A 24,956-nucleotide genomic window follows, 5' to 3' on the forward strand; every position below is an offset into this window, starting at 1 on the left:
GAGTAGGGATTTCTATGATGAACATATTGATCATCTCAGTAATTGTCATCATCGTCATTTTAATACTTTCTGTTCTATCTATTAATAAACACTCTGTGAGTAATCCTGAGGATAATCCTCATCAAAAGGAAAAGGGGTGACTATATGATGTGGAAAATTTTAAAAATCACATTAGCAATTGCGACTCTACTGTTAGTAACATTTAGTTTCTTTACAGACGATAACTCTCTACTTCCTCTTATACAGATGTTAATTGGGATTATGCTTATTGTTGTTGGAGTCGATCAAATTAAAAATGAGAGAAAAGCAATGGGAATCATCTGCATTGGCGTTGGAATATACTCTTGGGGCGTCCAAATTTTAAAATACTTATTTTAAAGGAAGTAGCAGAGAATATGACTTTAAAAATTTCACGTATTATTTTATCATTCGTACTTATATGTGTCGCATCATACGGATTATTTACAAGGAGCGAACTTTTTCTTTCACTAACACAAGTGTTATCTGGACTTTTCATGTTGGTCATAGGGATAGAACAAATGAAGGAAAAGAAAAGAGCGACAGGGCTTACTTGCATTACAGCATGTCTTTTCGTATGGGGCGTTCAAGCTTATGTTTGTTTCAGTTAATGAAGGAGTGACGTAAAGTGGGGAAGCTAAGTATTACACTCTCGATCGCTGTTATCATAACATCTATATACAGTACCCTTACAGATAGTGATTCGGCACTACCACTCATACTACTTTTCCTTGGAGGTATCGTATTAACCACTGGTGTTGAGCGTATAAAAGAAGGTAGAAAAAAGCTGGGTTTCGGTAATATTTTATTTGGTATCTTCATATGGAGTAATGTAGCTTGGATATACTTTCTTTAAAGAAGAAGTTGCGAGAAATAAGAAGTATCACGTAAAATTAAACTCTATAACACACAATGAACAACATTCAGAAAGAGTGATAATATGACAAAAGTTTATGTACAACTTGCTATTTCAATTGCAATTATCTTGTTAGCAGCATACAGCGTAATTACAGGTAATACTTCTTTACTTCCACTTATGCAAATTGCAGCTGGAATCTTAGCGTTCGTTATAGGAATTGATCAAATTAAAAGAAATAAAAAAGCGCTTGGTTTTGTCCTAATCGGATCGAGTATTGTCGTATGGAGTTTTTGTATTTTATTATATGTAATATAAGAAAAAGGTTAGAGCAAGATTGCTCTAACCTTTTTAACTTACAACTTTCAATCCAATAATTGTACACACAATCCCGATGATACAAAAGATACGAAATGCATTTTTAGGCTCTTGAAAGAAGAAAATCCCAACAATTGCAGCTCCTAACGTTCCGATCCCTGTCCATACTGCATAGCCTGTGGATAACGGGATGTCTATTAACGCCATTCTTAAAAATTGAAAGCTCATAACAAATCCACCAATAAAGATGATATTATTTTTCCAACTGTTATTTTCCGCCACTTTCTTTACACCAATTACACCGATAATTTCAAATAGACCTGCGATAAGTAAATACATCCACGCCATTTATTTTCCCTCTTCCTTACTTGTATTTCCGCTAAACTTCAGACCAACAATAAATAATGCTAGTAAACAAATTAGACCAATCTTCACATAATGAACAGGCTCTTGAAAATAAAAGATATCGGCTAATATCGTTCCTATCGTTCCAATTCCTGTGAATACCGCATATGATGTCCCAATTGGAATGACTTTTGCAGCGTTAATAAAGCAATGAAAGCTAACAATAATCGCAAGTATCGTTACAATACTCATGGAATCAGCTTTTAATCCTGCTGCCCAAAATATTTCTACAAATCCACCAATTAATAAATAAACCCATGCTTGATTGGTCGTTAAAACTTTTTCCTTTTTTATTTCCACTGGTTTATCTATTTTAGCTGGCTTACGTTCTTTTTGCTTTTTCGGGAAGAAAATATATGACATCGCCCAAATGAAATGAATAATTAATACAGACGTCCAAACTCCTACAATAGAATTAACAGTATCATTCTCATAAAAGCCAATTTTCTTATTTAAAATCCATTCTTTTATATGAAGAATATAGGAACCACTTGGTAAACTTGTTTCCGGAACAAGTCCCACAATAACACTAAATATAATTTGTGCAGCTACAAAAATAGCAGCATGTATATAAAAATATTTCCTCTCCACTTTTGCATGGGCAGCCCCATACAATGTTTCTTTCTCGACTGACTTCATTTCATCTTCCACCCTTTTCTATATAATACTCTACAATCTTCTCTATATAATCCATCATCTCCCGATCTAGGCCGTACACTTTTGCTTCCTCTTCCTCCTCTGGTTTAATGAGCCCCCAATATTTATCAATTAATTCCTCATTTCCTTGAAATACATCCATCGAAAATTCGATCATGCGCTCCGCAAGCCCTTGAATCACTGGTGTATCTATCGGTTCATGTATATGCTGACGAATTTCTCGTAATAACTGGAACCATTTTTTCGTACGACTATCTTCCTCTTCTAAGGATGGTAAGCTCTTCACAATTTCCTGTTCTGCTTTCGTAAAGTGCTTCTGTCTAAATTGCTCTCTTGCATCATGCCCTTGCACCGATTGAATAAACAAAAGAATATCCTCTGCACGCAAATCGCCTTGTAATTCCATAGAGTGAGCAGCTGTATATAATAATTTTTCTAAGCTCCTTAACCGCTCAATTTCTGCTTGAATTGTTTGAATCTCTATGTGAATAGCCTGCTTCCACCGCTCTTCTTTACTAAAACCATCTTCCTGTTGTAGCATTTTTCTTATTTCCGAAAGCTTAAATCCCAGCTTTTTAAACATCGTGATTTGCTGAAGCTTCATAATATCCTCTGTTGTATAATATCGATACCCTGATTCTGAAATATGAGATGGATTTAATAAATCAATCTCATCGTAATACCGAAGTGTTCTCGTCGTAACTTTCGTTCGTTTTGAAATCTCTCCAATGCTAAACATCGTTACCTCCAATTCCTTTTGTTATCTTTACTATAAACTTTTACGTATACGTTAATGTCAATACGAAAAAAAAAGCTGCCTCAACAGGTAATGGGTTCGGTTTTGGAGTACAAAATACGAAATAACAGCACTTTTCGCTATCTGATTAGCGATATAATTCTCACTAGATTCACACTAAAAAACGCACAGTAATTGGTTATCTGTGCGTTTTTTATTCATAAGAATCAAGTTATAACAATAACAACATAATAAAAAGCAATAATAATTTATTGTTAAACAATAAATTATGTGCTAAAGTGATTTTATCATTACATCAGCGAGGTGCTTTAAATGAATGTTAAACTAGATTCAACTTTTTTCTTAAAGGTCATTGCTTTTCTTATTGGAATTGCGGTGCTGGCGGTGTGTATATATTGGTTGCCTGAAGCAGCCAGAAGAGATGGGATAGAGCGCCCAGGTGATTATTCACTATATCCACTTTTGGCATGTGCATATGGAATATGTATAACGTTTTCCGTAGTGTTGTATCAAGTATTTAAACTTTTAACCTATATCGAAAAGAACAATGCTTTCTCTGAGTTATCTCTTAAATCTTTGAAGCTAATAAAAAAATGTGCTTTTACTGTCATTTTCTTCATTTTGATAGCAATAGTTTATTTAAGGGTGCTTGCTCAATTCACAGGTGATGACCCAGCAGGTCCGATATCACTAGGTCTCATGGGTATTTTAGCAACAAGCGTCGTCGCAACTTTTGTGAACGTTCTTCAAAAACCTTTAAAAAATGTCTTGGATGAGCAACCAAAAAACGATTAACATTTTGAAAAAATAATGAAAGGTGTTTTTATGAAGATATCAACCACATTGTTTTTAAAAAATATCTGTTTTTATTATGGGACTACCAGTTCTTGTTTTTTGTATATTTTTGTCTCCTAAAACCGGGAATTTTGCGGGAGAAATGTATCCAAATATTGCTTGTTCTAATCCTGTTGTATTGAGCCTTTTTAATTTGCTCTTTATCAGGCTTTCAACCTTTTGTGCTACATTGACAAAAGCAAAGCGTTCTCGGAGTTATCGGTAAAGGGTTTGAAAAAAAATAAAATACTGTGCGGTTGTAATAAGTGGTTGGTATGTTTTGGGTATGCCACTCTTTCATTTTATAGGTAAGAAAATTGACCCTCCTATTGGATTTGTAGGACTTATCATCATTTATCACCGCTCCTATTGAATTTGCACTAGGATTTGTATAACCAATTTACATACTTTTTAACAAACCAATTCGCAGGAGTATGTTAGCCATCAGACTGTTGTGAATTGGAGTGCGAGATCAACATAAATCCTTTAATATCAACAAAAACAAGAGATCCAATTCAGATGCGAATTGGACCTCTTGTTTTATTGCTTCTTTAATGTTTGTACTCCAAAACCAAACCCGTTACTCAACAGGCAGCTTTTTTTCTATTAAAATACTTTTTCAAGTTCATCCTTCTCTTGCTCTAACCAGAAATTCATCACACGTTTTGCACCTTCTAAATCGTGCAGTTTCGCTTGACCACACTGCGTTTCATTTGCAGCTGGAATTTCTGTAATTTTTACTGCGTCTTGCATTGTTAGTTCTAATAAATCGATTACTTCGCGTACAGTTGGTGTGCCGCTCACTACAAGGTAATAACCTGTTTGGCAACCCATTGGCGAAATATCGATAATATCAAAATGTGGGTAACGATCAATATGAGCGCGTAAATTATATGCAAGTAAATGCTCTAGCGTATGAATGACACCAGTTTTTAACGCTTGTTTATTCGGCTGACAAAAACGAATATCAAATTTATTCACAACACCGTCGCTTCCTACTTTATGAACACCGCAATGTCTTACGTAAGGTGCTTTTACAATCGTATGATCTAATTCAAAGCTTTCTACTGATGGCATAACTAATTTCCCCCCGACTTCATTTTCAATTCCGTTATATCCAATATGATATAACGGAATTAGTTATTAGTAAAGTATTTGTGTACAATCATGCTATAATACTTACAACATATGCACGAAAGGAGAAGCTTATGAAACAGATTCTAATCGGCATCATTCGCTTTTACCAAAAGTTTCTTTCTCCATTAAAACCACCGACGTGTCGCTTTTATCCGACATGTTCTCACTACGGATTGGAAGCGATGAAAACACACGGAGCGCTAAAAGGAACATGGCTCACTGTCACCCGCATTTTAAAATGTCATCCTTTTCATCCAGGAGGGTTTGATCCCGTCCCGGAGAAAAAGGAGAAAGAACATTAATTTTCGTAACCATTCACAACAAGATCTAATTTTCCAGTGTCAGGGTGAATCACTAAACCGTGAACCGGCACTTCTGTTGGCATTAGTGGGTGGTTACGAAGCATATCTACACTGTGCTCTACGCTTTCTTCTACGCTTGAGAATCCATGTAAAAACTTCTCTAAATCGATTCCAGAATAGCGAAGCATATTGATTTTTTCTTCTGAAATACCGCGTTCTTTCATTTTCGCAATTGTGCTCTCAGCTTGTACTTTCGCCATACCGCAGTCATGGTGACCAACAACACATACTTCATCAGCGCCTAGTTCATATACCGCTACTAAAATACTACGCATAATACTTCCAAACGGATGCGATACAACTGCGCCCGCTACTTTAATAATCTTTACATCACCATTACGCATGTTCATCGCTTTTGGTAATAATTCAACAAGACGTGTATCCATACAAGAGATGATAACCATCTTTTTATTTGGAAACTTCCCCGCTTCATACTTCTCATACTGCTTCTCTTCTACAAACGTTTCGTTATACTTCAAAATCTCTTCTAATGACTTCATAGTAAAATACCTCTCTTCTTTTCTTCCTGTTGTTACTTTTTTAGTGTATCAAAATGTAAAACACACACAAAGTATATTGTTTTATGTTAAAAATACGATACATTTAAAAAACAGTCATAATTCTTTCAAAATATACACACAGCTTTGTAACAACTCCTTCCTACTTTGCTCATCTTTTCACTATAAACTAAATGTAGATAATGTAAAAAAGGAGTGACACAATATTATGTCCGAAGTTTTATTACTTAGTCGTTTTCAATTTGCAATTACTATTTTTTATCACTTTTTATTTGTACCATTAACAATCGGACTAATCATTTTAGTGGCGTTCATGGAAACACAATATGCACGTACACTAAATCCGATGTACCGAAAAATGGGCGACTTCTGGGGGAAACTATTTGCGATTAACTTCGTGATGGGGATTATCACCGGGATTACGATGGAGTTCCAATTTGGGACAAACTGGTCTGAGTACTCGAAATATATGGGAGACATTTTCGGTTCCCCTCTTGCCATCGAAGCACTTGTTGCCTTCTTCTTAGAATCTACATTTATGGGAATTTGGCTATTTGGCCGCGATAAAATTTCACCAAAGTTTCGTGCTTTCTCGATTTGGATGGTCGCACTTGGTACTAATATATCCGCATTATGGATTATTACAGCAAACGGATTTATGCAAAACCCTGTTGGTTATGTCGTTCGTAACGGACGCGCGGAATTAAATGATTTCTGGGCACTTGTTACCAATCCCTATGCATGGCACATGTTCTTCCATACAGTAGTTGGTTGTTATATCGTTGGTTCATTTTTCGTTATGGCAGTCAGCGCGTATCACTTATTGCGTAAAAATGAAGTTCCATTCTTTAAAAAGTCATTTAAATATGGTTTAATGCTTGGTTTATTCGCTGCAACAGTTACACCGTTTATCGGTCATCAATCTGGTGTATTCGCTGCGAAGATGCAGCCAGCAAAAGGCGCTGCAATGGAAGCGGTTTGGGAAACTGGTAAAGGACACGGCTTCTCCATCATTCAAATTCCAGATGTAGAAAATGAAGAAAACTTTGAAATGTTTACAATTCCAAAGCTAGGAAGTTTCTTCTATACAAATTCATTTGACGGAGAAATTACTGGTTTAAAAGATATCCCAAAAGATGAACGACCAAATGTAAATATGGTCTTCTATAGCTTCCGTATTATGGTGGCACTTGGCATATTCTTTATGGCATTAACATGGTATGGATTCTATTTATACCGTAAAGATCGATTAGAAAATTCAACACGTTTCCTAAAAGTCACAATGTGGTCTGTTTTATTACCATATGTTGCAATTAACGCTGGTTGGATCGTTGCTGAAGTAGGACGCCAACCATGGACAGTATATAAATTGATGCGTACAGCAGAAGCTGTTTCACCAATTTCTGTACCACAAATTTGGTTCTCACTTATTAGTTTAATACTATTCTACACATTACTATTAATTGCCGACGTATACTTAATGCTGAAATTTGCGAAGAAAGGACCTGCAGCATTAGAAGAGTCTCATAAAGGAGGTGCGGCTCATGTCTCATGATACACTCGCCATTATTTGGTTCGGCTTATGGGGCGTCATTTGGGCAGTTTACTTTATTCTCGATGCATATGCACTTGGTAACGGAATGATTTTTCCATTCGTTACGAAAGACCGAAAAGAACGCAATCAGTTACAAGAAGCAATTGGACCGTTTTGGGGTGGTAACGAAGTTTGGTTAATTACAGCTGGGGGCGCAACATTTGCGGCGTTCCCAATCACATATGCAAATATGTTTAGTTACTTATATACACCATTCTTTTTATTATTAATTGCACTCTTTGCCCGAGCTGCAGGACTCGAGTTTATGCATAAAGACGACTCACCACTTTGGCAAAAAACGTGGAAATGGGCCTATGCAATTGGTAGTTTCTTAATCGCTTTCTTGTTTGGCGTAACATTTGCCAATTTATATTACGGCTTAGAAATTGGTAAAAATGGCTACGAAGGAAATTTACTAAGTTTACTTAATCATTACGGCATACTTGGCGGTATTTTCTTTACAGTGACCTTCATTTTATCTGGTGCACTGTGGGTTATGATTAAAACAGATGGAGACGTTGCGAAGCGCTCATATAAAATTGCAAAACCAGTTTCAATAGCTTCCGCAGCTATTTTAGCCATCTTTTACGTCGCAACAGCAAACCGTACAAACTTATTCCAAAACTCTACGGAATATCCAGTACTGTTTATTTTACCGCTACTTGCGATGGTAGCAAGTGTCATCACAATTATTATGGTCAATAAAAAGAAAATCGGATTCGCTTTTACATCTGTTTGTACAACTATCGCCCTCTTTATGGCAACTGGATTTGCGGGGATGTATCCAAGAATGTTGCCATCTCGTATTAACGACGAATACAGTACAACATTATTTGAAGCTGCGGGCAGCCATCTAAACTTAAAAATTATGTTCTTCGTTGCCCTTGTCATGGTACCAATCGTTATCGGTTACCAACTATGGAGCTACACAATCTTCAAAGAGAAAATTCATAAAGACTCTGCGAAGGGATATCATTAATAAGGTGAACGCGCCACTCTTTTAGGTGGTGCGTTTTTTGTTGCGGTGCTTTCGGCTATTTCTCACTATTTATCGGCGATTCCTATTTGCACTCCTTTACCTATTTCTTGTAATATATAAGAATTGTGCACACTGCACAAAATCTATTACCGAGGTGTACATATTTGTGTCTGTTATAGCAATTATTACAGTTATCTTCCTTGGCATCTTCTTATTTTCTTATATAAGAGAACCAAGAAGAGTACTGAACGGTTTTCTATTTAACATTTTTTTCTGCTGGTTTTTAGTTCTCATCACATATTTAGCATTCTCTTCAAATAATTCCTTTTTTATGATGCTAGCGCTTATACCAATCGTATTACTTTTATTACTATTAACATTTGGTTTATTCGCATTAATGGTCAGCCTATTCTTAAATGCACGAATTCTTATGCGCCGTGAAGGAAGACGATTTGCTAACTCTTTAACATTTCTTCTTGGACTAGCAATATTGTTTTATATTATTTACTCGTTAATTGATCCGAGCCGATTTATTTCAGAGGAGCTACAGCCAATTGAAGGCGGAATTTCACTTATTATGCTATATTTCTTAATTCATGCTGCAAACTTCTTAACTGCTTACTTCCTATATCAATTTAATCGTCCGCGCTACAATCAAGACTTCATCATCGTGCTTGGCAGTGGTTTAATTAACGATAAAGTACCGCCGTTATTAGCAAGTCGAATTCATAAAGCGATTGAATTTTATCATAAACAGGCAAAAGTCACGGCGCCACCAACAATCATTTTCTCAGGTGGACAAGGTCCTGATGAAAACTTACCAGAATCTGAAGCGATGCAAGCATATGCAGTCGAAAAAGGAATTCCAATTGAGCATACATTACAAGAAAACCAATCTGTAAATACGTATGAAAATATGCTATTTTCTAAGCGAATTATGGATGAACGAACAGGTGGCAAATACAACAGCATTTTTACAACAAATAACTTCCACCTATTCCGCGCTGGGCTATATGCAAAAGAAGCTGGATTAAATAGCCAAGGAATCGGTTCGAAGACGGCATTTTACTACTGGCCAAACGCAATGATTCGTGAATATATCGCAATCGTTGTCATAAATCGAAAACGCCATAGCATCGTTGTTGGAGTGATTGCTGGGATTTCAATTCTTCTTTCATTCATTTCTTATCTCGTGTTATAAACAGAATTCCCTATATATTTTATGTAGGGGATTTTTTTATTCAGTCAAAACTAGGAGTAATTCAGTCACTTTTTCATTTATTCGGTCAAAATTAGCAATAGTCCGGTCACTTTTTCATTTATTCAGCCAAAACTAGCAATAATTCAGTCACTCTCTATTTGCCAATTCCCCCCATTTCGTTTACAATAAAACCTGACAAATGAAGAATCTTGTTATCACAGGGGGAGCCTCTTGGCTGAGAGGGAACATGCCGTTCCGACCCTTTGAACCTGTTAGTTAACGCTAGCGTAGGGATTGTGTAGAACGAGAATACATCGGACTTTTATTTATATCTATGTATTTTTATCCCCCTATGATAATCGAGGTTTCTTTCAGAGACATATGATAGGGGGATTTTTCACATGCGCAATAAAAATTTACAACCGATGATTGAAGCGGCAATTCTTGCGGCACTCGCTTTAATTATTGATTTCTTTCCATCTATTAAACTTTCAGCTGGTATTTCCATTTCATTTGCAATGATACCTATTTTCATAGCTGCTTATCGCTGGGGAGTAAAAATCGGTATGCTGAGTGGCTTTCTTTGGGGACTATTACAGATCGTCACGGGAGATGCTTACATTTTAACAGCTCTACAAGCATGTATTGAATACTTTATCGCCTTTGCTTTCATCGGATTAGCTGGTCTATTTTTCAATCCAATTCAACATGCTATCCAAAATGGGAATAAAGGAACATTAGCATTTTATATCGTAATTGCAACTTTAGTTGGAAGCATCGCTCGTTATTTCTGGCACTTCATTGCTGGTGTTCTATTCTTCGGAGAATATGCACCTGAAGGGCAATCTGCTTTCATGTATTCTTTAATTGCAAATGGTATCACTTTAATCGGAGCGTTTGCTGCATGTGCAGTACTACTCGTACTCCTTAGTACATCAGCGCCGCACTTACTTAAAAATATGAAAGTAACACGAAAAAAGAAGATTGCTTAATTGCAATCTTCTTTTTTATATCCTTCTACAGCCTTTGTCATACAAAATAATAAAATCATATAAAACAGAACGGGAACCATCACAATTCTTGGCTCAATCATTAACTCAATATAATAATAACTAATTAAGTTCGCCCAATCAGTTACATATGGGGAATATACATTATATTGATCATGCACTTGCCCAGATACAATTTTTGTTCCCCCTAAAAAGATTTTAAATAGCGCTAAGTGTAACATAAGAAGTAACACTTGCACCATCTGTTCTCCAATTTGAAACATCATTTTTGGCCATACTCCTTTTATAATATGCGTTCGGAATACATGCCATTTACTTCCACCTAGAACAAAAGCACTTTGTACATATTCTTTTCTCCAGAGCTGCTCCACCTCCGTTTGAAAAAATCGCGTCAGTCCCGGAACAGCAATTACTACAAATACGATAAGCTGGATACATAATACCTCAACATTTGATACAATGGGTTTCGTCCGAACTTCATATATAATAAATGGGGAGAGAAACAACAGACAAAATAACGTTTGCGGAAAGAAACGTAAGCTTTCAAATATAGATTTTCTTTTCTTTATGAAAAAACTAAAACAAACCGCAATAATTACTCTCATGCATGCAACAAAAAACGAAATAAGAATCGTATATTTCGCTCCGTCTATTACTTTATAAAACAAATCTCCTCCCTCACGATCTGTACCAAACCAGTATGTACGAGAGAAAGAAAACGGAGCTGCCTCATCTACCTTACCTTCTTCATCATACGTATACAGTACTCTTTCTCGCTCTTCTTGCACATATGGAAGCAGAAAACTAGCACATAACATAATAAAAATAGGAACAAAAAAATACAAATACCTTCGACTATGCATATACTGTTCTCCTTAACCAATTTACAACAACAATAACTCCATAAATTGGAGATACAAATAAAAGAAGTAAATAAACAACAACAGCTGGATCTTGCCCATTTATTAAAAGAGAAAATAAACCTTTTATATGAAACAAATATTCAAAGACTAATATACTCGTTACTAATGCAAGCAAAATAGACTCGATATGATTTAGAAGCGATACGATAATATTCCTTAAAATATGTTGAAACATAATATACCTCTCACTAAACCCTTTCGCTTTTGCATATGTCACGTATTCTTTGTTCTTTTCTTCTTCCATCAATAACAATTGAAATTGAAACAGCGATATGGTCGGTATGATAGATAACACAAGGATTGGTAAAATAATAGAAGTATTTTGCATCGATGAAATGGGGTTCAGCGGTAAAAGGCCTGTATTTCTATATATACTTATTATAAAAAGCTGCACGAAAAAAATAAGAAACACATCCGGTACAGTTTTTAGGAAAGAGAAGATTGTTTTTACAACTTGCTGAAGACGCTTCGAAAGCAAAGTAACAATAACACTACATGAAAAAGAAACAACTATTGCAAGGAAAAGTGAACCTATTAAAAGAAACATTGAATACATATACGGCTCTAACACAAATGGAAACAGTGGAAACTCTCTTGCTTTCATTTTAAATATTTGAACGCCATTTATAATCGTATCAATTTGCATGACGGTATTAATCTTTAGCTGTTCTGGATGCAATAGCTTCAAAATAACATCTATGTACTCTTTGAAAAATCCCCCTACATATATGCCAACTTGTTTTCCCTTTATAAATAGAGCTGGCAAGCTAACCATCGCTGTAAATACAAGCATCATACATAAAATTGTCGCAATAACTGACATTATCTTTCTCACTATTCGTCCTCCCCTTCACTCATATATAGTTCTTTTCCGCCCAATGTATTACCTTTGACATTTCCACCTTAATCCTTTACAGTCAAATTGTTCATACGTTCACTACATAGGAGGATATTCATGAAAATTGAAATCAAAGATGTGTTAATTTCACAAGAACAATTACAAGAAAAAACGAAGGAATTAGCACAGCAAATCGAGCGTGATTTTAAGGGAGAAGAAATCGTTGTTATTGCGGTTTTAAAAGGATCTTTCGTATTCGCGGCTGACTTAATTCGCCACATTTCAAATGAAGTAACAATTGACTTCATTTCCGCATCTAGCTACGGAAATCAAACAGAAACGACAGGGAAAGTAAAATTACTAAAGGATATCGATGTAAACATTACAGGTAAAAACGTAATTGTTGTTGAAGACATTATCGATTCTGGCTTAACCCTTCACTTCTTAAAAGATCACTTCTTTATGCATAAACCAAAAACATTAAAGTTCTGTACACTTCTTGATAAACCAGAACGCCGTAAAGTAGACTTGAAAGCAGAATATGTTGGCTTCCAAATTCCTGATGAATTTATCGTTGGCTACGGCATTGACTGCGCTGAAAAATATCGTAACTTACCGTACATCGCATCTGTTGTGACGGATAAATAATAAAAAGCACTTACTAGTTAAATTAAGATAATAATTTATAGGATAATTAGTCTATTATGAGGACTAATTATCCTTTTTTATTTCATAATTGATTAAATAAATAATGATCAAGAACATAGTTTAAAATGTTTAATATAGTAATATAAAGAAGAATATTTGTTTGAATGTTGGAGGACGTATCAGGTTTGAGGAAAAAGATGGCTGAGAGTATTGTATATCAATACAAATCGTTTGATAACGAATCAATAATAATTATAGGTAGAATAATACCTCTAAGAAAATAAACTTTAGAGGTGAATTTATTGCGATTTATAATACTTTTATTTTTACTACTGCTTTTTAATGATAATCCCGCAATAGCAGCCACAAAACAACTCAATCCTTTAGAAAGCCAGTTAATGTCTTTTATGACTGGTTTGCACGTAAGCGAACCGAAACAAACCGTTGAACTGTGGATATTAGGCGTGAATAATCGAAGCGGTGCTGTTCAATATGCGATGTTGTCTCCTTCGCTTCAGAAAGAATCAAGGATAAAATTTGAGCAAGCTCACTGGGTGACAGGTCAGTCAAGCCCTTGGGTTAGTAATTTTCGTTTTACCAAAGTAGAAAAGCTTAGCGAATCCAGAATGCGGTATACCGTTAAATATGATTTAGAGACATCATATGCAGATTTTGGTAGTGGGCAGAAGCTTATAACCATGGAAAAGAATCTAGAACCATTTAGAGAGTATTGGTTTATTTCATCAATAACAACGAAATATAATCAATGGGAAGCATTTACCCCAGCCGAGACAGTTTTAAAATAGAGCATTGCAGTTTCTCCTTTTGATAAAAAATCAAATAAAGGGTAAAGTTTGTAAATAAATTTACTTAAACAAACGGGTGCGTTAATAAAAATAGAAAACAAATCGGACCACAACATTTTAGACATATCTAAAATGTTGTGGTCCTTTTAATATCAAACGTTACACTTACCTAACCTAAAAATAACAAAAGAGTGCTTTTTTCTTTATAACAACGTTACTAAAATGTTAATTTTCGTAATTTTTAGAAAAAAATAAACAGAACATTCACCGTTTTCCATATATTTTTTAGAAAAACATTCTGTATATAAAGATGTTAAAATGTTTTTGAGGGTCCCTTTTTCATCCTTTCCTACGGTTGTAATACACCCTCAATCCCTAATAACCCTAAAAAAGAGTACGAAGAAAAGCCTCCACATAGGAAGGCTTTTCTTCTTTTGATTCCGCATTAACGGACTGACACTCAGTTAGGGATGAAGCCCTCCACTGAGTGAAGTTTCACTTTACCTACTTTCTACTCACAATCTTAAAGTAAGAATGTACAGTAAAGAAGTAATATCCAATATAAATTACACTATATACACCAATGCTCATCAACAGTGGAATTAAAATTTCAAATGGCATTAATGTTGAAAATCCTTTTAAAGCAAATAAGCTGTGTAAAATTCCAATTACTAACGGAATAGCAAAGATAAAACCAACTTGTTTTGCAATGGCTTGCTTCATCTCACGTTTCGTTACACCTATTTTACGAAGTACAATGTAGCGATCGCGGTCAGCATCTGCTTCTGTTAATTGTTTAAAGTAAATGATTGAACCTGTCGCAAGTAAAAATACAAGCCCTAGGAAAATACCGATAAACATAAGTAGTCCCGTTGCTTCAAGCATCATTTGGAATCCTCTATAGAAATCTCTAAACGGCTCTTCAAAATCAGACTCGCCTTTTGGCATCACACTTGCTAACTTCTCTGTTAACTCTTTACTTTTTCGTTCGCCCTCTACATCAATGTTTGTTACAGTGCGTGTTCCATTTTCCTTCTTCGCTTGCTCATATACTGCATCTGGAACGACAACAACTAACTCACCAATGTTCGTAACCGTCTTTCCAACGGCACCTTTAATTGTTAGCGATTTTGTTCCATTCCCAAGCGGAAATACAACTTCATTTCCTTTGTAGACCGAGCTAAACTCATGTCCTTCCATATAACTGCCATCAAAAATAAACGCTTCTTCATCCTGTAACGTTACCGCTTCTGTTTCCATACGCTTTGCAATTCCATTAAATTTTGATTGTGAAATTAAGCTATACTTTTCTGTAATAAAGTAATGTGGGTTACCGTTCATGTCAGCATTTTCACCCGCAAACTTTCCGGCAACCGGTACCATTTCAACGTCAAACTGAGCTGTTATAGGGTGGTCTTGCTTTGATTCATTTAAAATGTTTTTCACTTTCTTATCAAGTTCTGCACCTTGCTTTTCATACGAATAACTATACGGTGCAATACTATTTGCTTGCGTAAATGTGTTGTAATACATTGTGACAGATGCACCAACGGCTGTTAACGTTACAGCACTTAATACCGCAATCGTCGCAAGTGATTTTGCATTCCCTTTAATACGATATAACAGCTGCGACGTGGTCACCATGTTCATACCGTTATAAAAAGATGACTTTTTATTGCGTGCTCGCTTTAATACAAACACAGTAAAGAATGTAAACAATAAATACGTACCAAGCACTGTCGCAAGTAAAATGTAAAGTGCAAGCATCATAAAGTTTACATGCATAACAGCTTTCGTAAATGTTAATGACAAGAAATAACCAGAACCAATTAAAAATATCGAAAGTAATGCCATAATAACCGAACCTTTTGGCACGCTTTCTCCCTCACGTTCCGCTCGGAATAGTTCGATTAACTTAAAACGATAAATTAAGCGATATCCTTGCAGTGACGTGTATAAAATAATGACAAAGAAAATTACAGTTGTATCAATAACAGCACCCAGCGGCACTTCAAACTGGACATTCAAATTTAATCCCATCATGTTAAGTAACAACTCAAGGAATAACTTGGATAATAAACTTCCAATTATAATACCGATTACTAACGATAATAATCCCATTATCATGTTTTCATAAAATAACATCCTACCAATTTGTTTTTTACGAATACCTAATAACGAATACAAGCCAACTTCTTTCTTCCGCTTTCTTGTAAAAAATCCATTTGAATAGATGATAAAAATTGCAACGAAAATGATAAGCATGACACTTGAAACTTGAAAAGCCCCGCTTATTTTTTTTGAGCCTTCCGCAGCCGCGGTCATTTGTGAATTATACTGCAATGCTTTAAACGTAAAATAAATAACAATGCTAAAAATCATAGACGCAAAATATAAAGCGTAATCTTTAAAATTTCGCTTTATATTGCGAAGGGCAATGCTATATAATGTCATCTGCCGCACCTCCGGAAATCGCCGACATTACATCAACGACTTTTTGGAAGAACTGTTTACGTGTTAATTCACCACGGTGTAACTCTTTATATAACTCACCATCTTTAATGAAAATCACTCGCTTGCAATAACTTGCCGCAAACGCATCGTGTGTTACCATTAAAATCGTTGAATTGTCATACTCGTTTAACGCTTGTAAGCTATCTAATAAATCTGTTGCAGATTTTGAATCAAGCGCACCTGTTGGCTCATCACCAAAAATCATACTTGGATTCGTTACAATCGCACGAGAAGCAGCGCAGCGCTGCTTCTGTCCACCTGATACTTGATATGGATATTGCTGAAGAATGTGGTCAATACCAAACTTCTTCGCAATTTCTAGCACACGCTGATCAATTTCATTTGTTTTTACTTTTGATAACGCAAGTGGAAGTGCGATATTCTCTTTCACCGTTAACGTGTCTAACAAATTGTAATCTTGGAAAATAAATCCTAAATGATCACGGCGGAACAATGCTAACTTATCATCATTCATATTCATAATATCGTTACCATCAATTAAAATTTCACCGTTCGTCGCTTGGTCGATTGTAGAAAGCACATTTAAAAGCGTCGTCTTACCAGAACCAGACGGTCCCATAATTCCGACGAATTCTCCTTCTTTCACTTGTAAATCAATACCTTTTAACGCCTCAAACGTATTGCTGCCCGTACGATATACTTTTTTAATTTGCTTTGCTTCTAATACTGTTTTCAACCGTTATCCCTCACTTATCGTTCATCTATTACATGTGACAACGCACATTATTTACTTTGTTACTATAGCATTTGGGATAACATGGATCCTATCCATTCACCTTACAGAAAGATTACATGTTTGTAAGGTAAAATACTTCTTATAAAAAAAGAGTTGCCCGAAGTTACATACTACCTTCGGACAACTCCTACTATACATTATTGAAAAGTTACAATTGCTTCTACGATTTTCTCTTCTTCTAAACCACTAACACGCCACTGATCTTTTCCATGCTTCTCCATTTGCAGTTTAACTACTTTCTCTGTTGGCGATACTGGTGCTTCATGTAAAATCGATGTTTGATACTCAAATATTTTTTTTATTAATTCCTCTTCTGCAATCTCTGGATTTTCTGTTGCAATTCTATTTGCCTCAGTTTGTAATTTTGACTGTAACTCATATACTAATAAAGGATTCCCTTTTATTTCAACATTTGCTCGTCTTCCGTCATTTTCCATTGATACTGTTGTTACTTCAAATTTTACCTTCTCCTGTATCGCAGCTTTTAATTTTATAAAGTACGTATCAACAATTTGCTGGTCTAATGTAAATCCAAGTTCACTTTGTAATGTACGATTTAAACCATCTTTCACCGCATTAATGACTTCCTGACCATCATCTCCTGACAATTCCTTTACTTTTTCCACATCTTTATCATAAAAGATTGCGTTTATGTACGCTGCTAACGAATCCCCAGGTCTATTTAATTCACCAATTTTCTTTTTCAATTCTTTTCCATCAATTTTAAATGTAAGCTTCTCTTCTTTTTCTTTCTCTGGATTTAAACGCTCTTTTTTGAATACTAACTCATAAGAATCCGCTTCCTTCACATCAAAATAAAGCGTTCCTGCTATTTGTTTTCCTGTATCAATATCATCATACTTTATTGCATTCGTATCAGCAGAATAGTACTCTTTCATTTTTTTATCACCTTCATACAATGAAAAGTTTCTCTGTGATAACTGGAAAGCTTCTTTTCCAATATTCTTTACGTTCACATTTACTTGTAAAACACGACCGTTTACTGGCTTCTCATACTCCTCTGGTAACACAAATTGAGCGCTTTCGATTTCTAACGCGACACTTTTTGATTCTGCTTTTTCTTTTCCATTCTTTGATTCTGATACTTTTGTTGAACTCTTGGAAGAATCACAACCACTTACAACTCCAAATGTAAGAAGCGTGGCAAAACAAACCACAAGCCATTTTTTTGTTCTCACTTTCTCTCTCCCCTTCTTTTCAAAAAAATCACCCTAAACCAACCTATATTTTACAATATTTTCATATTTCAACACAATTGTTTTTTTGTCAAATATTCACACTTCTTCTAATTAACAACCATGAATTTCAAAAAAATTACATCATTCTTTCCATGGAACCGTATGTAGAATTGTATCTAGTCCAACCTTGCTCACAACTATGAGCCCTAACATAACACATACAATAATAAGTTGGGCTGCTTTCATCTATTATCCCTTTTGATTATTTTCTTAATTTTACAATAATTAATATTAGTTTTTTAAAAGGATTCAAGAATATATACTAGAATCTTGTAATATGGAGGTGTGACCATGAGCGAAAACAAAGAAGCACCTGAAAGAAGAAGAGAAAGACTCCGACAAGAAGAGTTAAAAAGAAACCCAACTGGAACTATGAACGACGCGTTTAATAGAACTGAAGCTGGGAATTTTGCTGATTTAGTAGGTAGTTTAGGGTGGAAGGGGCTTGGAGTCCTCATCGTGGTAATTATAATAGGTTTTATCGTTACATCAATATTTTTTAAATAAGGCAATCTCTTTTTTGAGGAGTAACTGTTATTTTTCATGCATTAAAATAAGCATTTATTCTACACGTTTATCATATGCTACACCCTTTCCTAATTTTAGCCAATGAAACTAATCCCTGTTTCATATAAGATACTCAAGAAAAGACAGTCATAAAGAAACAAGCACAAAAATTTCCTTGTGCTTGTTCTTTTCATTTCCTCATCCTTTTTCCTACTAGATTTCAATGGATTCCTTTTTATAAATACGATATGCATATATTGCCGCGATTACTATCATACTAGCTATCCCCAAAAGCAGTATTCCTACAGGAAGCACATAACCTAAACGGCCAAATAAGGTCATCATCGTAACTAGGAAAAAGCATAATAAAAATACATACTTCATAATTTTATATGATTTCATAAATGCTACATTTTTCTCTTTTTCCGGATCTATTTTAGGAACAACTGTCAAAATGCCTGCTACAACTATCATTAGTCCAACATCTAAAATCATCGCTCCAATTTTTGCAATGTACACATCATCTGCTGTGCCTCGTTCATTTCGATGCATGATAACGTCTGCTGGAAGTTGTGACCATGCCATTATCCATGCAAGTAATGTTATGCTTACAAGCGCTATTACAAAAAGATGCTTTCTCATATCCCATCTCCCTCTCTATTTGTATAGACACATTTCCATCATTATCATTTATATATCTAAATTATAACATGAACATGTAGCGAAAAAGATAAATATGTAAAATATATACATTTATACACAATTAAGAGAGATTGCATTAACAATCTCTCTACTAAGTTACTCTACGTAGAAATCCTCTTTCACTATTTCCTTTCCATTAAGGATTAGCGTAATCGTATGCACACCTTTATAATGCTTCCTCGTTGATAAGTCTTTAAAGGAATGCACTTTTTTATATGATAATGGCTTTCCATTTGTTATTTCGTTTTCAGTAACTTTAAAAACACGACGATTTCGATTACCTCTTGCTTTTACAAAATCAATCGCATATTCAATTCGAATTTTAACTGGCTCTTCCGTCTCTCCTTTTAGTTCGAAAGAAAACGGAAGGTCTTCACCGATAGAGACTCTTTCTTTACTAACTGCAAAATCAATCACTTGTACTAAATGACTATCTTGAAATCCAAAAATCGATAACGCTTGTTGATTCCCCTTTTTCAGTAACGTTCGGCAGCCATGTTTTATAATCCAATCTGTATGCGAATGCTTCCCAATCCATTCTTGTGCGAGTTTAAGTACAATCTCTGGATTATCTTTTGATATGTCGTTCATGTTGTTTGCAACGCTCTTTCGTACATATAGGGATTCATCCTCTTTTAAGTTTGTGAGAATTGGAATAATCGGAAGTGGGTCTTTTTTAAACTGCTGAAGTGCCATCCCCCATGGTAACCTTGATCGAATCCCTTCACTTGCTAATCGTCTTACACGGTGATGTGGATGCAGACTCCACTTTGTCATCTGCTCCACCATTTTGTCTTGATCTTCTATGAAAAAAGGGCGGACCGCATATTCCGACGTCGTATACTGTGTAAACCATTCAAGTGCATCAATCGATACATCCCAGTTGTGTAATCCATACATCTCTACAAAATCAGGAAGTATAATGCCAGCTAATTCATGTTCTTCTAGCTGCGGTGCAACATTTTTTAATATTGTAATCGCCTCTTCATAATTAGAGGGTAAAAAATCGTGTAAACATGTTGTCACATGACGCATCCGTTCTTTCAACGCTTTCTCAGCCCAGTTCCCTTCAAACACACGACGTACAAAATCAGCCTCATAAAACTGCGGATAAGCTTGTCTCACTCCTCTTGCTAATAAAGAAATAAACTCCTCATTATATACCTCTTTCACTCCCATTACATATCCCTCCTCTATCATGTATCCCGCTATTTGCGGGCTGTAAGACTCCCACCTCAAAACTTAAGAGAAGCTAAGAAGTTTAGGTGGGAGATAAACAGCCCGTAAAAGCCCGATTGGTCGGGCTGACAATCAGTGGAGGATGGAGCGCCCACTGATTGAAGTTTCACTTTATTATCTATTATTTCATGCACTCAGCGCAAAACGTTTGAAATACGTTATATGTGAGAACAGTATTAAAAACAGCCCGTCCTTCAACATAAGCATTTTGCATGGTACACTAAACTATGTAAAATACATATAAAACTTCTACTAGCTATTCTCAGGGCCCGCAAGCACATATTTTCATGATCACACTCTCTACCTTTTGTTTTGAGTGAAGAGCGGGAACCAATAGGGCACTGACCGGTTACTACGCACAGCGCGTGCACCTCCCCCATCCAAAAAGAGAGGGTTTTAAAGTTTTTTTATTTGTATTTACTTCACTTACTCAAGGAGGAACTACATATGTACAAAATTTTAATCGTAGAAGATGATCCAAACATTTCATCTTTACTACAATCTCATATTCAAAAATACGGTTATGAAGCGGTTGTTGCTGATAACTTTGATGATATTATGGTGTCATTTAACGAAGTAAAACCACATCTTGTGTTGTTAGACGTCAACTTACCGAAGTTTGATGGTTTCTATTGGTGTCGTCAAATTCGTCATGAATCTACTTGTCCGATTATTTTCATTTCTGCACGTGCAGGTGAAATGGAGCAAATTATGGCAATTGAAAGTGGTGCGGACGATTATATTACGAAACCGTTTCACTATGACGTTGTGATGGCAAAAATTAAAGGACAACTGCGCCGTATTTATGGTGATTATGCGCCTAACATTACAGAGCGTATTGTAGAAGTTGAAAGCTTAAAATTATATCCTGAACGTCCTGAATTACACTTCGGTCAAGAACAAGTATTACTAACAAAAAAAGAGGCCGTTTTAGCAGAAATGATTCTGTCAAAATATCCACGTACGGCAAGTCGTGAAGATTTATTAGCCGCACTTTGGGATGATGAAAGCTTTGTAGAAGAAAATACGTTAAACGTAAACATTACACGCCTTCGCAAAAAGTTTTTAGAACTTGGCATTGAAAATGCAATCGAAACAGTGCGTGGCCTAGGTTATCGCTTAAATGCGACTTGGAGTGAGTAACGATGAAGTTATTCCTTCGTGATCACTTCGCTTTTTTTCTACTATACGCACTGAACTTTGGAATCATTTTTCTTCTCTATGATGCAGTAGATGGATTTCAAAATAATAAAATTTACTTCATTGTACTTAGTTTATATTTATTCATTTGTTTTTTGGCGTACCGCTATGTCCGAAACAGAAGATTGTATAGCAGATTAAGCGAACAACCAGAAAAAATGGAAGATGTATTTATTGAACGCGCGCATGCTCCTATGCCACACAGTGTAAATGAACTTGTTCGTACGCAATATCGTCTCTTCCAAAAAGAACTACAAACATATGAAGTAAAGCAGCAAGAACAGCAATTATTTATGAATCACTGGGTACACCAAATGAAAACACCTGTATCCGTAATGCAACTTATGGTACTTGAAATGGAAGACGAACATCTCATTCCGAAGTTTAAAAAAGAGTTGGATCGTTTAAATCAAGGACTAGATATGGCACTTTATATGGCACGCTTAAATAATTTTCATGAGGACTTCCATGTTGAGTCCATTTCGTTAAAAGATACAGTAACAAAAAATATAAATAGCTTAAAAGAACTATTTATTCGAAATGGCGTCTTTCCTGTTCTAGAAGTACATTCTGATCTTACTGTTGTTTCCGATGCAAAGTGGTTAAAATTTATCATTTATCAATTGATGACCAATGCGGTGCGCTACTCTGGTGAGCGCGGTAAGAAAGTATTTTTAACAGCAAAACGAAACGGAAAAGATATCATTTTTGAAGTGCGTGATGAAGGTGTTGGCATTCCGAAAGAAGATATTCGCAGAGTGTTCGAACCGTTTTACACTGGAAAAAATGGTCGTACATTCGGAGAATCGACGGGAATGGGACTTTACATTGTAAGTAAAATTTGTTCCTACTTAGGTCATTCTGTGAAACTGGAATCAGAAGTAGGACAAGGAACGAGCGTGAAAATCATCTTCCATAACGCTATGAAAGAAGGTGACAACTAAATGAACTTTTGGCAATTTGCATTAAAAAACGTCACTCGTAACTCACGTTCATACTTCGCTTACTTTGTAAGTAGTGCCTTCTCGATTGCGACTTTCTTTTCATTCGCTGTTTATTTATTTCATCCGAAATTACAGTTTCAAGAAGAATCGTATAGCATTACTTCTATCATGATATTTTCTGAAATCATTCTTGTCTTCTTTGCTTTTTTCTTTTTGCTATATTCAATCGGGACCTTTTTACATGTCCGAAAAAAGCAGTTTGGCGTATTAATGGTTTTAGGTATATCAAAAAAACAGTTAAAACGTCTCGTATTTCTTGAGAATATGTTAATTGGCATTTTATCTATTTTCTTCGGACTGCAAATTGGGCTTGTCTTTTCACAATTTTTCCTATTAGTGACCGCAAAAATTACAAATACATCTGGTCTATATTTATATTGGCCAACGGAAGCAATTGTTTTAACAACATCTATTTTTCTTGGACTATTTATCATCGTTTCGATGTTCACACCATCTTTAATCCGTACACGAAAAGCAGTCCAGCTGTTAAAGTCAGGGAGATCAAGAAATAAAGAACGGAAGCCTTCTATCTTTATTTCTTTATTTGGTGTTTCATGTTTAATTAGCGGATACCTTCTTGCCGCCAATGGTACATTCTTTTTTGCCAAAGGTGTAGAAATATGGATAACATATGTTTTTATCGGTATGTTCACTGTTCCCGTTCTTGTTACGATTGGCACGTATATATTCTTTTCGCAAATTAGCTTTCTACTTATTCGCATTTTAAAAATGAGAAGAAAGTTTTATATGAAGCGCGTAAATATGTTGTGGATTTCTGACTTAGCAAGCCGCATTCGTACAAATATTAACATGCTATTTATCGTTGCTATGCTCTCTACTGTAGCATTTACGATGATTACATTTATATATGGATTTGGGAAGTTTACAAAGCTAACCGTTATGTCTGACAAACCTTTTCCATTCACTTATATTTCATATGACCAGAATCCATTGGTTGATAATCATATAGCATGGCTAAACAATCGTTTAACAGAAGATGGATTTTCGTATGAGCAAATCACTGTTGACTTGTATGAGGCTAATATACAAGAAACAGAAGAAACACCGTATATGCGCGATATATACATTATTAGTGAAGATGATTATAACAAATTGGCAACAGCGTTACAGCTAAAAAATATTTCTGTACAAGGTAATGAAGCTTATATTCTTCCTGGCAAAGGAATGTGGGGGGATCTTCCTCTCTACAAACCTAACGAGGCAATTACACTCGTACAAAACGCTACTTCTTTACAAGTAAAAGCGTTCAAAAGTCATAATGTTATACCGTCTGGAATTGCCTCAAATCTGTTTGTACTATCAAATGATTTTGTTGCCATGCTATCTCCTGAAATGGAACATATGAAAATGTATAACTTCCAAGTAACGGATTGGGAGAAAACACATCGCATTGCGAAAGAGTTTTCCAAAAAAATGTATGCAGATAGAGAAGCCTATCCACTAGAAGAGCGCCTCTTCATGTTCTTTGAAGCTGGGGGTACATTTTATGATACAAAACAGGACGCTGCCTCTACCTTTTTAATCGGGACATTCCTTGGCGTCGTCTTCTTTATCGGTGCTGGGAGTGTGTTATATTTCCGCATGTATACCGACTTAACGAACGAGCAGGAAAAATATATTACTGTGACAAAAATCGGTTTAACAGAAAAAGAGATGCACCGCTCAGCAACGATTCAGCTTGCGATTTTATTTTTCGTTCCATATATTATGGCTTCCATTCATACTTTGTTTGCGGCCAAGATGTTTCAAGGTGTCATTAATTTATCACTATTTACTGAGGTTACAGCTGTTCTCGTTATTTTTGGAACGATTGAGATTCTCTTCTTCTTCTTAATTCGTTCTCTCTATATCCAAAAACTATCGCGACACGTCAAGCTATAGAAAGGTGAGTG

Annotated in this window: 30 protein-coding genes, 1 pseudogene and 1 riboswitch; of the genes and pseudogenes, 18 read left to right on the plus strand and 13 right to left on the minus strand. The window is 35.5% G+C overall.

Features of this window, described 5'->3' with window-relative positions; translation table 11 throughout:
• The first annotated feature begins 14 nt into the window (after positions 1 to 14).
• From BAMA_RS24765 to BAMA_RS19950, 5 genes are all read left to right on the plus strand, one after another.
• Positions 15 to 140 (plus strand): ABC transporter ATP-binding protein, encoded by a 126-nt coding sequence (locus BAMA_RS24765; protein WP_084158067.1) that lies wholly within the window; start codon positions 15 to 17, stop codon positions 138 to 140.
• Positions 141 to 144: 4 nt separating this feature from the next.
• Positions 145 to 378, plus strand: a complete 234-nt coding sequence (locus tag BAMA_RS19935; protein WP_034642724.1) for a YczI family protein — start codon at positions 145 to 147, stop codon at positions 376 to 378.
• 17 nt (positions 379 to 395) lie between these two features.
• A complete protein-coding gene (locus BAMA_RS19940) occupies positions 396 to 629 on the plus strand; it encodes a DUF3953 domain-containing protein (protein ID WP_034642727.1) in 234 nt (77 codons plus the stop codon).
• Between the two features lie 17 nt (positions 630 to 646).
• Positions 647 to 874: a DUF3953 domain-containing protein gene (locus tag BAMA_RS25670; protein ID WP_034642729.1), complete on the plus strand. Its 228-nt coding sequence runs from the start codon at positions 647 to 649 to the stop codon at positions 872 to 874.
• Positions 875 to 958: 84 nt separating this feature from the next.
• Positions 959 to 1,192 carry a DUF3953 domain-containing protein gene (locus BAMA_RS19950; protein WP_034642731.1) on the plus strand — a complete coding sequence of 78 codons (234 nt, stop codon included), beginning with the start codon at positions 959 to 961 and terminating at the stop codon, positions 1,190 to 1,192.
• A 33-nt stretch (positions 1,193 to 1,225) separates the two neighbouring features.
• On the opposite strand, the gene BAMA_RS19955 is transcribed toward BAMA_RS19950, so the two are convergent.
• From BAMA_RS19955 to BAMA_RS19965, 3 genes are read right to left on the minus strand one after another with little or no spacing between them, the layout of a single operon-like run.
• Positions 1,226 to 1,540, minus strand: coding sequence for a DMT family transporter (locus BAMA_RS19955; RefSeq protein ID WP_034642734.1), 315 nt, complete (start codon positions 1,538 to 1,540; stop codon positions 1,226 to 1,228).
• On the minus strand, positions 1,541 to 2,236 hold the full coding sequence (locus BAMA_RS24210; protein WP_084158068.1) for a DMT family transporter: 696 nt from the start codon (positions 2,234 to 2,236) through the stop codon (positions 1,541 to 1,543). It lies immediately after the preceding gene.
• A 1-nt stretch (position 2,237) separates the two neighbouring features.
• Positions 2,238 to 2,993, minus strand: a complete 756-nt coding sequence (locus BAMA_RS19965; RefSeq protein WP_034642737.1) for a MerR family transcriptional regulator — start codon at positions 2,991 to 2,993, stop codon at positions 2,238 to 2,240.
• 330 nt (positions 2,994 to 3,323) lie between these two features.
• Between BAMA_RS19965 and BAMA_RS19970 the strand changes: the two genes are divergently transcribed.
• Complete coding sequence (locus BAMA_RS19970; protein ID WP_034642740.1) at positions 3,324 to 3,806, plus strand: DUF2975 domain-containing protein; 483 nt, start codon at positions 3,324 to 3,326, stop codon at positions 3,804 to 3,806.
• A gap of 30 nt (positions 3,807 to 3,836) precedes the next feature.
• Positions 3,837 to 4,203 (plus strand): annotated as a pseudogene (locus BAMA_RS25270) (DUF2975 domain-containing protein); the annotation flags it as partial.
• Positions 4,204 to 4,451: 248 nt separating this feature from the next.
• On the opposite strand, the gene BAMA_RS19975 reads toward BAMA_RS25270, so the two are convergent.
• On the minus strand, positions 4,452 to 4,922 hold the full coding sequence (locus BAMA_RS19975) for an S-ribosylhomocysteine lyase (RefSeq protein ID WP_034642743.1): 471 nt from the start codon (positions 4,920 to 4,922) through the stop codon (positions 4,452 to 4,454).
• 131 nt (positions 4,923 to 5,053) lie between these two features.
• Between BAMA_RS19975 and yidD the strand changes: the two genes are divergently transcribed.
• Positions 5,054 to 5,284: a membrane protein insertion efficiency factor YidD gene (gene yidD, locus BAMA_RS19980; protein WP_034642745.1), complete on the plus strand. Its 231-nt coding sequence runs from the start codon at positions 5,054 to 5,056 to the stop codon at positions 5,282 to 5,284.
• Here the strand turns inward: yidD and BAMA_RS19985 are convergent.
• Entirely contained in the window at positions 5,281 to 5,844 is a 564-nt protein-coding gene (locus BAMA_RS19985) for a beta-class carbonic anhydrase (protein WP_034642748.1), read from the minus strand. The two genes, yidD and BAMA_RS19985, sit on opposite strands and share 4 nt — an antisense overlap.
• A 226-nt stretch (positions 5,845 to 6,070) precedes the next feature.
• Here BAMA_RS19985 and BAMA_RS19990 point away from each other — a divergent pair, with 226 nt between their 5' ends.
• From BAMA_RS19990 to thiT, 4 genes are all read left to right on the plus strand, one after another.
• Positions 6,071 to 7,417 (plus strand): cytochrome ubiquinol oxidase subunit I, encoded by a 1,347-nt coding sequence (locus tag BAMA_RS19990; protein WP_034642751.1) that lies wholly within the window; start codon positions 6,071 to 6,073, stop codon positions 7,415 to 7,417.
• Entirely contained in the window at positions 7,407 to 8,435 is a 1,029-nt protein-coding gene (gene cydB, locus BAMA_RS19995) for a cytochrome d ubiquinol oxidase subunit II (protein WP_034642754.1), read from the plus strand. The genes BAMA_RS19990 and cydB overlap by 11 nt, the downstream gene beginning before the upstream one ends.
• A 166-nt stretch (positions 8,436 to 8,601) precedes the next feature.
• Positions 8,602 to 9,636, plus strand: a complete 1,035-nt coding sequence (locus BAMA_RS20000; protein WP_051759038.1) for a YdcF family protein — start codon at positions 8,602 to 8,604, stop codon at positions 9,634 to 9,636.
• A 210-nt stretch (positions 9,637 to 9,846) separates the two neighbouring features.
• Positions 9,847 to 9,948, plus strand: a riboswitch (TPP riboswitch).
• Between the two features lie 89 nt (positions 9,949 to 10,037).
• Positions 10,038 to 10,628, plus strand: a complete 591-nt coding sequence (thiT, locus tag BAMA_RS20005) for an energy-coupled thiamine transporter ThiT (protein WP_034642757.1) — start codon at positions 10,038 to 10,040, stop codon at positions 10,626 to 10,628.
• On the opposite strand, the gene BAMA_RS20010 is transcribed toward thiT, so the two are convergent.
• Both BAMA_RS20010 and BAMA_RS20015 read right to left on the minus strand, forming a co-directional pair.
• Positions 10,625 to 11,509: a peptide ABC transporter permease gene (locus BAMA_RS20010; RefSeq protein WP_034642760.1), complete on the minus strand. Its 885-nt coding sequence runs from the start codon at positions 11,507 to 11,509 to the stop codon at positions 10,625 to 10,627. The genes thiT and BAMA_RS20010 overlap by 4 nt on opposite strands.
• The gene (locus BAMA_RS20015) at positions 11,502 to 12,404 is read right to left on the minus strand and encodes an ABC transporter permease subunit (protein WP_235184487.1); all 903 of its coding nucleotides are present in this window, start codon (positions 12,402 to 12,404) and stop codon (positions 11,502 to 11,504) included. Before BAMA_RS20015 ends, BAMA_RS20010 begins: the two co-directional genes overlap by 8 nt.
• 120 nt (positions 12,405 to 12,524) lie before the next feature.
• On the opposite strand from BAMA_RS20015, the gene hpt reads away from it, so the two are divergent.
• Both hpt and BAMA_RS20025 read left to right on the plus strand, forming a co-directional pair.
• Complete coding sequence (gene hpt / locus BAMA_RS20020) at positions 12,525 to 13,055, plus strand: hypoxanthine phosphoribosyltransferase (protein WP_034642767.1); 531 nt, start codon at positions 12,525 to 12,527, stop codon at positions 13,053 to 13,055.
• Positions 13,056 to 13,357: 302 nt separating this feature from the next.
• Positions 13,358 to 13,861: a hypothetical protein gene (locus BAMA_RS20025; protein ID WP_034642770.1), complete on the plus strand. Its 504-nt coding sequence runs from the start codon at positions 13,358 to 13,360 to the stop codon at positions 13,859 to 13,861.
• A 504-nt stretch (positions 13,862 to 14,365) separates the two neighbouring features.
• Here BAMA_RS20025 and BAMA_RS20030 read toward each other — a convergent pair.
• From BAMA_RS20030 to BAMA_RS20040, 3 genes are all read right to left on the minus strand, one after another.
• Positions 14,366 to 16,315, minus strand: coding sequence for an FtsX-like permease family protein (locus tag BAMA_RS20030; protein WP_034642772.1), 1,950 nt, complete (start codon positions 16,313 to 16,315; stop codon positions 14,366 to 14,368).
• Positions 16,302 to 17,072 (minus strand): ABC transporter ATP-binding protein, encoded by a 771-nt coding sequence (locus tag BAMA_RS20035; RefSeq protein WP_034642774.1) that lies wholly within the window; start codon positions 17,070 to 17,072, stop codon positions 16,302 to 16,304. The genes BAMA_RS20030 and BAMA_RS20035 overlap by 14 nt, the downstream gene beginning before the upstream one ends.
• A gap of 197 nt (positions 17,073 to 17,269) precedes the next feature.
• Entirely contained in the window at positions 17,270 to 18,331 is a 1,062-nt protein-coding gene (locus tag BAMA_RS20040) for a DUF5105 domain-containing protein (RefSeq protein WP_034642775.1), read from the minus strand.
• Between the two features lie 351 nt (positions 18,332 to 18,682).
• Between BAMA_RS20040 and BAMA_RS20045 the strand changes: the two genes are divergently transcribed.
• Positions 18,683 to 18,898, plus strand: a complete 216-nt coding sequence (locus BAMA_RS20045; RefSeq protein ID WP_034642776.1) for a DUF6366 family protein — start codon at positions 18,683 to 18,685, stop codon at positions 18,896 to 18,898.
• 213 nt (positions 18,899 to 19,111) lie between these two features.
• Here the strand turns inward: BAMA_RS20045 and BAMA_RS20050 are convergent, their stop codons facing one another.
• The 3 genes from BAMA_RS20050 to BAMA_RS25675 form a co-directional block, all read right to left on the minus strand.
• Positions 19,112 to 19,540 carry an SdpI family protein gene (locus BAMA_RS20050; RefSeq protein WP_034642777.1) on the minus strand — a complete coding sequence of 143 codons (429 nt, stop codon included), beginning with the start codon at positions 19,538 to 19,540 and terminating at the stop codon, positions 19,112 to 19,114.
• Between the two features lie 156 nt (positions 19,541 to 19,696).
• Positions 19,697 to 20,779 (minus strand): DNA alkylation repair protein, encoded by a 1,083-nt coding sequence (locus BAMA_RS20055; protein WP_034642779.1) that lies wholly within the window; start codon positions 20,777 to 20,779, stop codon positions 19,697 to 19,699.
• A 360-nt stretch (positions 20,780 to 21,139) separates the two neighbouring features.
• Positions 21,140 to 21,223: a hypothetical protein gene (locus tag BAMA_RS25675; RefSeq protein ID WP_157406046.1), complete on the minus strand. Its 84-nt coding sequence runs from the start codon at positions 21,221 to 21,223 to the stop codon at positions 21,140 to 21,142.
• A gap of 63 nt (positions 21,224 to 21,286) precedes the next feature.
• On the opposite strand from BAMA_RS25675, the gene BAMA_RS20060 reads away from it, so the two are divergent.
• The 3 genes from BAMA_RS20060 to BAMA_RS20070 are packed head-to-tail and all read left to right on the plus strand — an operon-like array spanning position 21,287 to position 24,945.
• A complete protein-coding gene (locus BAMA_RS20060) occupies positions 21,287 to 21,982 on the plus strand; it encodes a response regulator transcription factor (protein ID WP_034642781.1) in 696 nt (231 codons plus the stop codon).
• Positions 21,983 to 21,984: 2 nt separating this feature from the next.
• The gene (locus tag BAMA_RS20065; protein ID WP_034642783.1) at positions 21,985 to 22,983 is read left to right on the plus strand and encodes a sensor histidine kinase; all 999 of its coding nucleotides are present in this window, start codon (positions 21,985 to 21,987) and stop codon (positions 22,981 to 22,983) included.
• Positions 22,984 to 24,945 carry an FtsX-like permease family protein gene (locus BAMA_RS20070; RefSeq protein ID WP_034642786.1) on the plus strand — a complete coding sequence of 654 codons (1,962 nt, stop codon included), beginning with the start codon at positions 22,984 to 22,986 and terminating at the stop codon, positions 24,943 to 24,945. It abuts the gene before it with no gap.
• Positions 24,946 to 24,956 lie beyond the last annotated feature (11 nt).

Origin of the sequence: Bacillus manliponensis, assembly GCF_000712595.1 — a bacterium.
Taxonomy (GTDB): Bacteria; Bacillota; Bacilli; order Bacillales; family Bacillaceae_G; genus Bacillus_A; species Bacillus_A manliponensis.

Excerpts from the sequence above, each read along its gene's own strand:
- BAMA_RS20010 (WP_034642760.1), bottom strand. The coding sequence starts at position 11,509 with ATGCATAGTCGAAGGTATTTGTATTTTTTTGTTCCTATTTTTATTATG.
- BAMA_RS19955 (WP_034642734.1), bottom strand. The coding sequence starts at position 1,540 with ATGGCGTGGATGTATTTACTTATCGCAGGTCTATTTGAAATTATCGGT.
- BAMA_RS19970 (WP_034642740.1), top strand. The coding sequence starts at position 3,324 with ATGAATGTTAAACTAGATTCAACTTTTTTCTTAAAGGTCATTGCTTTT.
- BAMA_RS20070 (WP_034642786.1), top strand. The coding sequence starts at position 22,984 with ATGAACTTTTGGCAATTTGCATTAAAAAACGTCACTCGTAACTCACGT.
- BAMA_RS19940 (WP_034642727.1), top strand. The coding sequence starts at position 396 with ATGACTTTAAAAATTTCACGTATTATTTTATCATTCGTACTTATATGT.
- BAMA_RS19990 (WP_034642751.1), top strand. The coding sequence starts at position 6,071 with ATGTCCGAAGTTTTATTACTTAGTCGTTTTCAATTTGCAATTACTATT.
- cydB (WP_034642754.1), top strand. The coding sequence starts at position 7,407 with ATGTCTCATGATACACTCGCCATTATTTGGTTCGGCTTATGGGGCGTC.
- BAMA_RS19985 (WP_034642748.1), bottom strand. The coding sequence starts at position 5,844 with ATGAAGTCATTAGAAGAGATTTTGAAGTATAACGAAACGTTTGTAGAA.
- thiT (WP_034642757.1), top strand. The coding sequence starts at position 10,038 with ATGCGCAATAAAAATTTACAACCGATGATTGAAGCGGCAATTCTTGCG.
- yidD (WP_034642745.1), top strand. The coding sequence starts at position 5,054 with ATGAAACAGATTCTAATCGGCATCATTCGCTTTTACCAAAAGTTTCTT.
- BAMA_RS19950 (WP_034642731.1), top strand. The coding sequence starts at position 959 with ATGACAAAAGTTTATGTACAACTTGCTATTTCAATTGCAATTATCTTG.
- BAMA_RS20050 (WP_034642777.1), bottom strand. The coding sequence starts at position 19,540 with ATGAGAAAGCATCTTTTTGTAATAGCGCTTGTAAGCATAACATTACTT.
- BAMA_RS20030 (WP_034642772.1), bottom strand. The coding sequence starts at position 16,315 with ATGACATTATATAGCATTGCCCTTCGCAATATAAAGCGAAATTTTAAA.
- BAMA_RS20055 (WP_034642779.1), bottom strand. The coding sequence starts at position 20,779 with ATGGGAGTGAAAGAGGTATATAATGAGGAGTTTATTTCTTTATTAGCA.
- BAMA_RS19965 (WP_034642737.1), bottom strand. The coding sequence starts at position 2,993 with ATGTTTAGCATTGGAGAGATTTCAAAACGAACGAAAGTTACGACGAGA.
- BAMA_RS20065 (WP_034642783.1), top strand. The coding sequence starts at position 21,985 with ATGAAGTTATTCCTTCGTGATCACTTCGCTTTTTTTCTACTATACGCA.
- BAMA_RS20045 (WP_034642776.1), top strand. The coding sequence starts at position 18,683 with ATGAGCGAAAACAAAGAAGCACCTGAAAGAAGAAGAGAAAGACTCCGA.
- BAMA_RS19975 (WP_034642743.1), bottom strand. The coding sequence starts at position 4,922 with ATGCCATCAGTAGAAAGCTTTGAATTAGATCATACGATTGTAAAAGCA.
- BAMA_RS19935 (WP_034642724.1), top strand. The coding sequence starts at position 145 with ATGATGTGGAAAATTTTAAAAATCACATTAGCAATTGCGACTCTACTG.
- BAMA_RS24765 (WP_084158067.1), top strand. The coding sequence starts at position 15 with ATGATGAACATATTGATCATCTCAGTAATTGTCATCATCGTCATTTTA.
- BAMA_RS24210 (WP_084158068.1), bottom strand. The coding sequence starts at position 2,236 with ATGAAGTCAGTCGAGAAAGAAACATTGTATGGGGCTGCCCATGCAAAA.
- BAMA_RS20060 (WP_034642781.1), top strand. The coding sequence starts at position 21,287 with ATGTACAAAATTTTAATCGTAGAAGATGATCCAAACATTTCATCTTTA.
- hpt (WP_034642767.1), top strand. The coding sequence starts at position 12,525 with ATGAAAATTGAAATCAAAGATGTGTTAATTTCACAAGAACAATTACAA.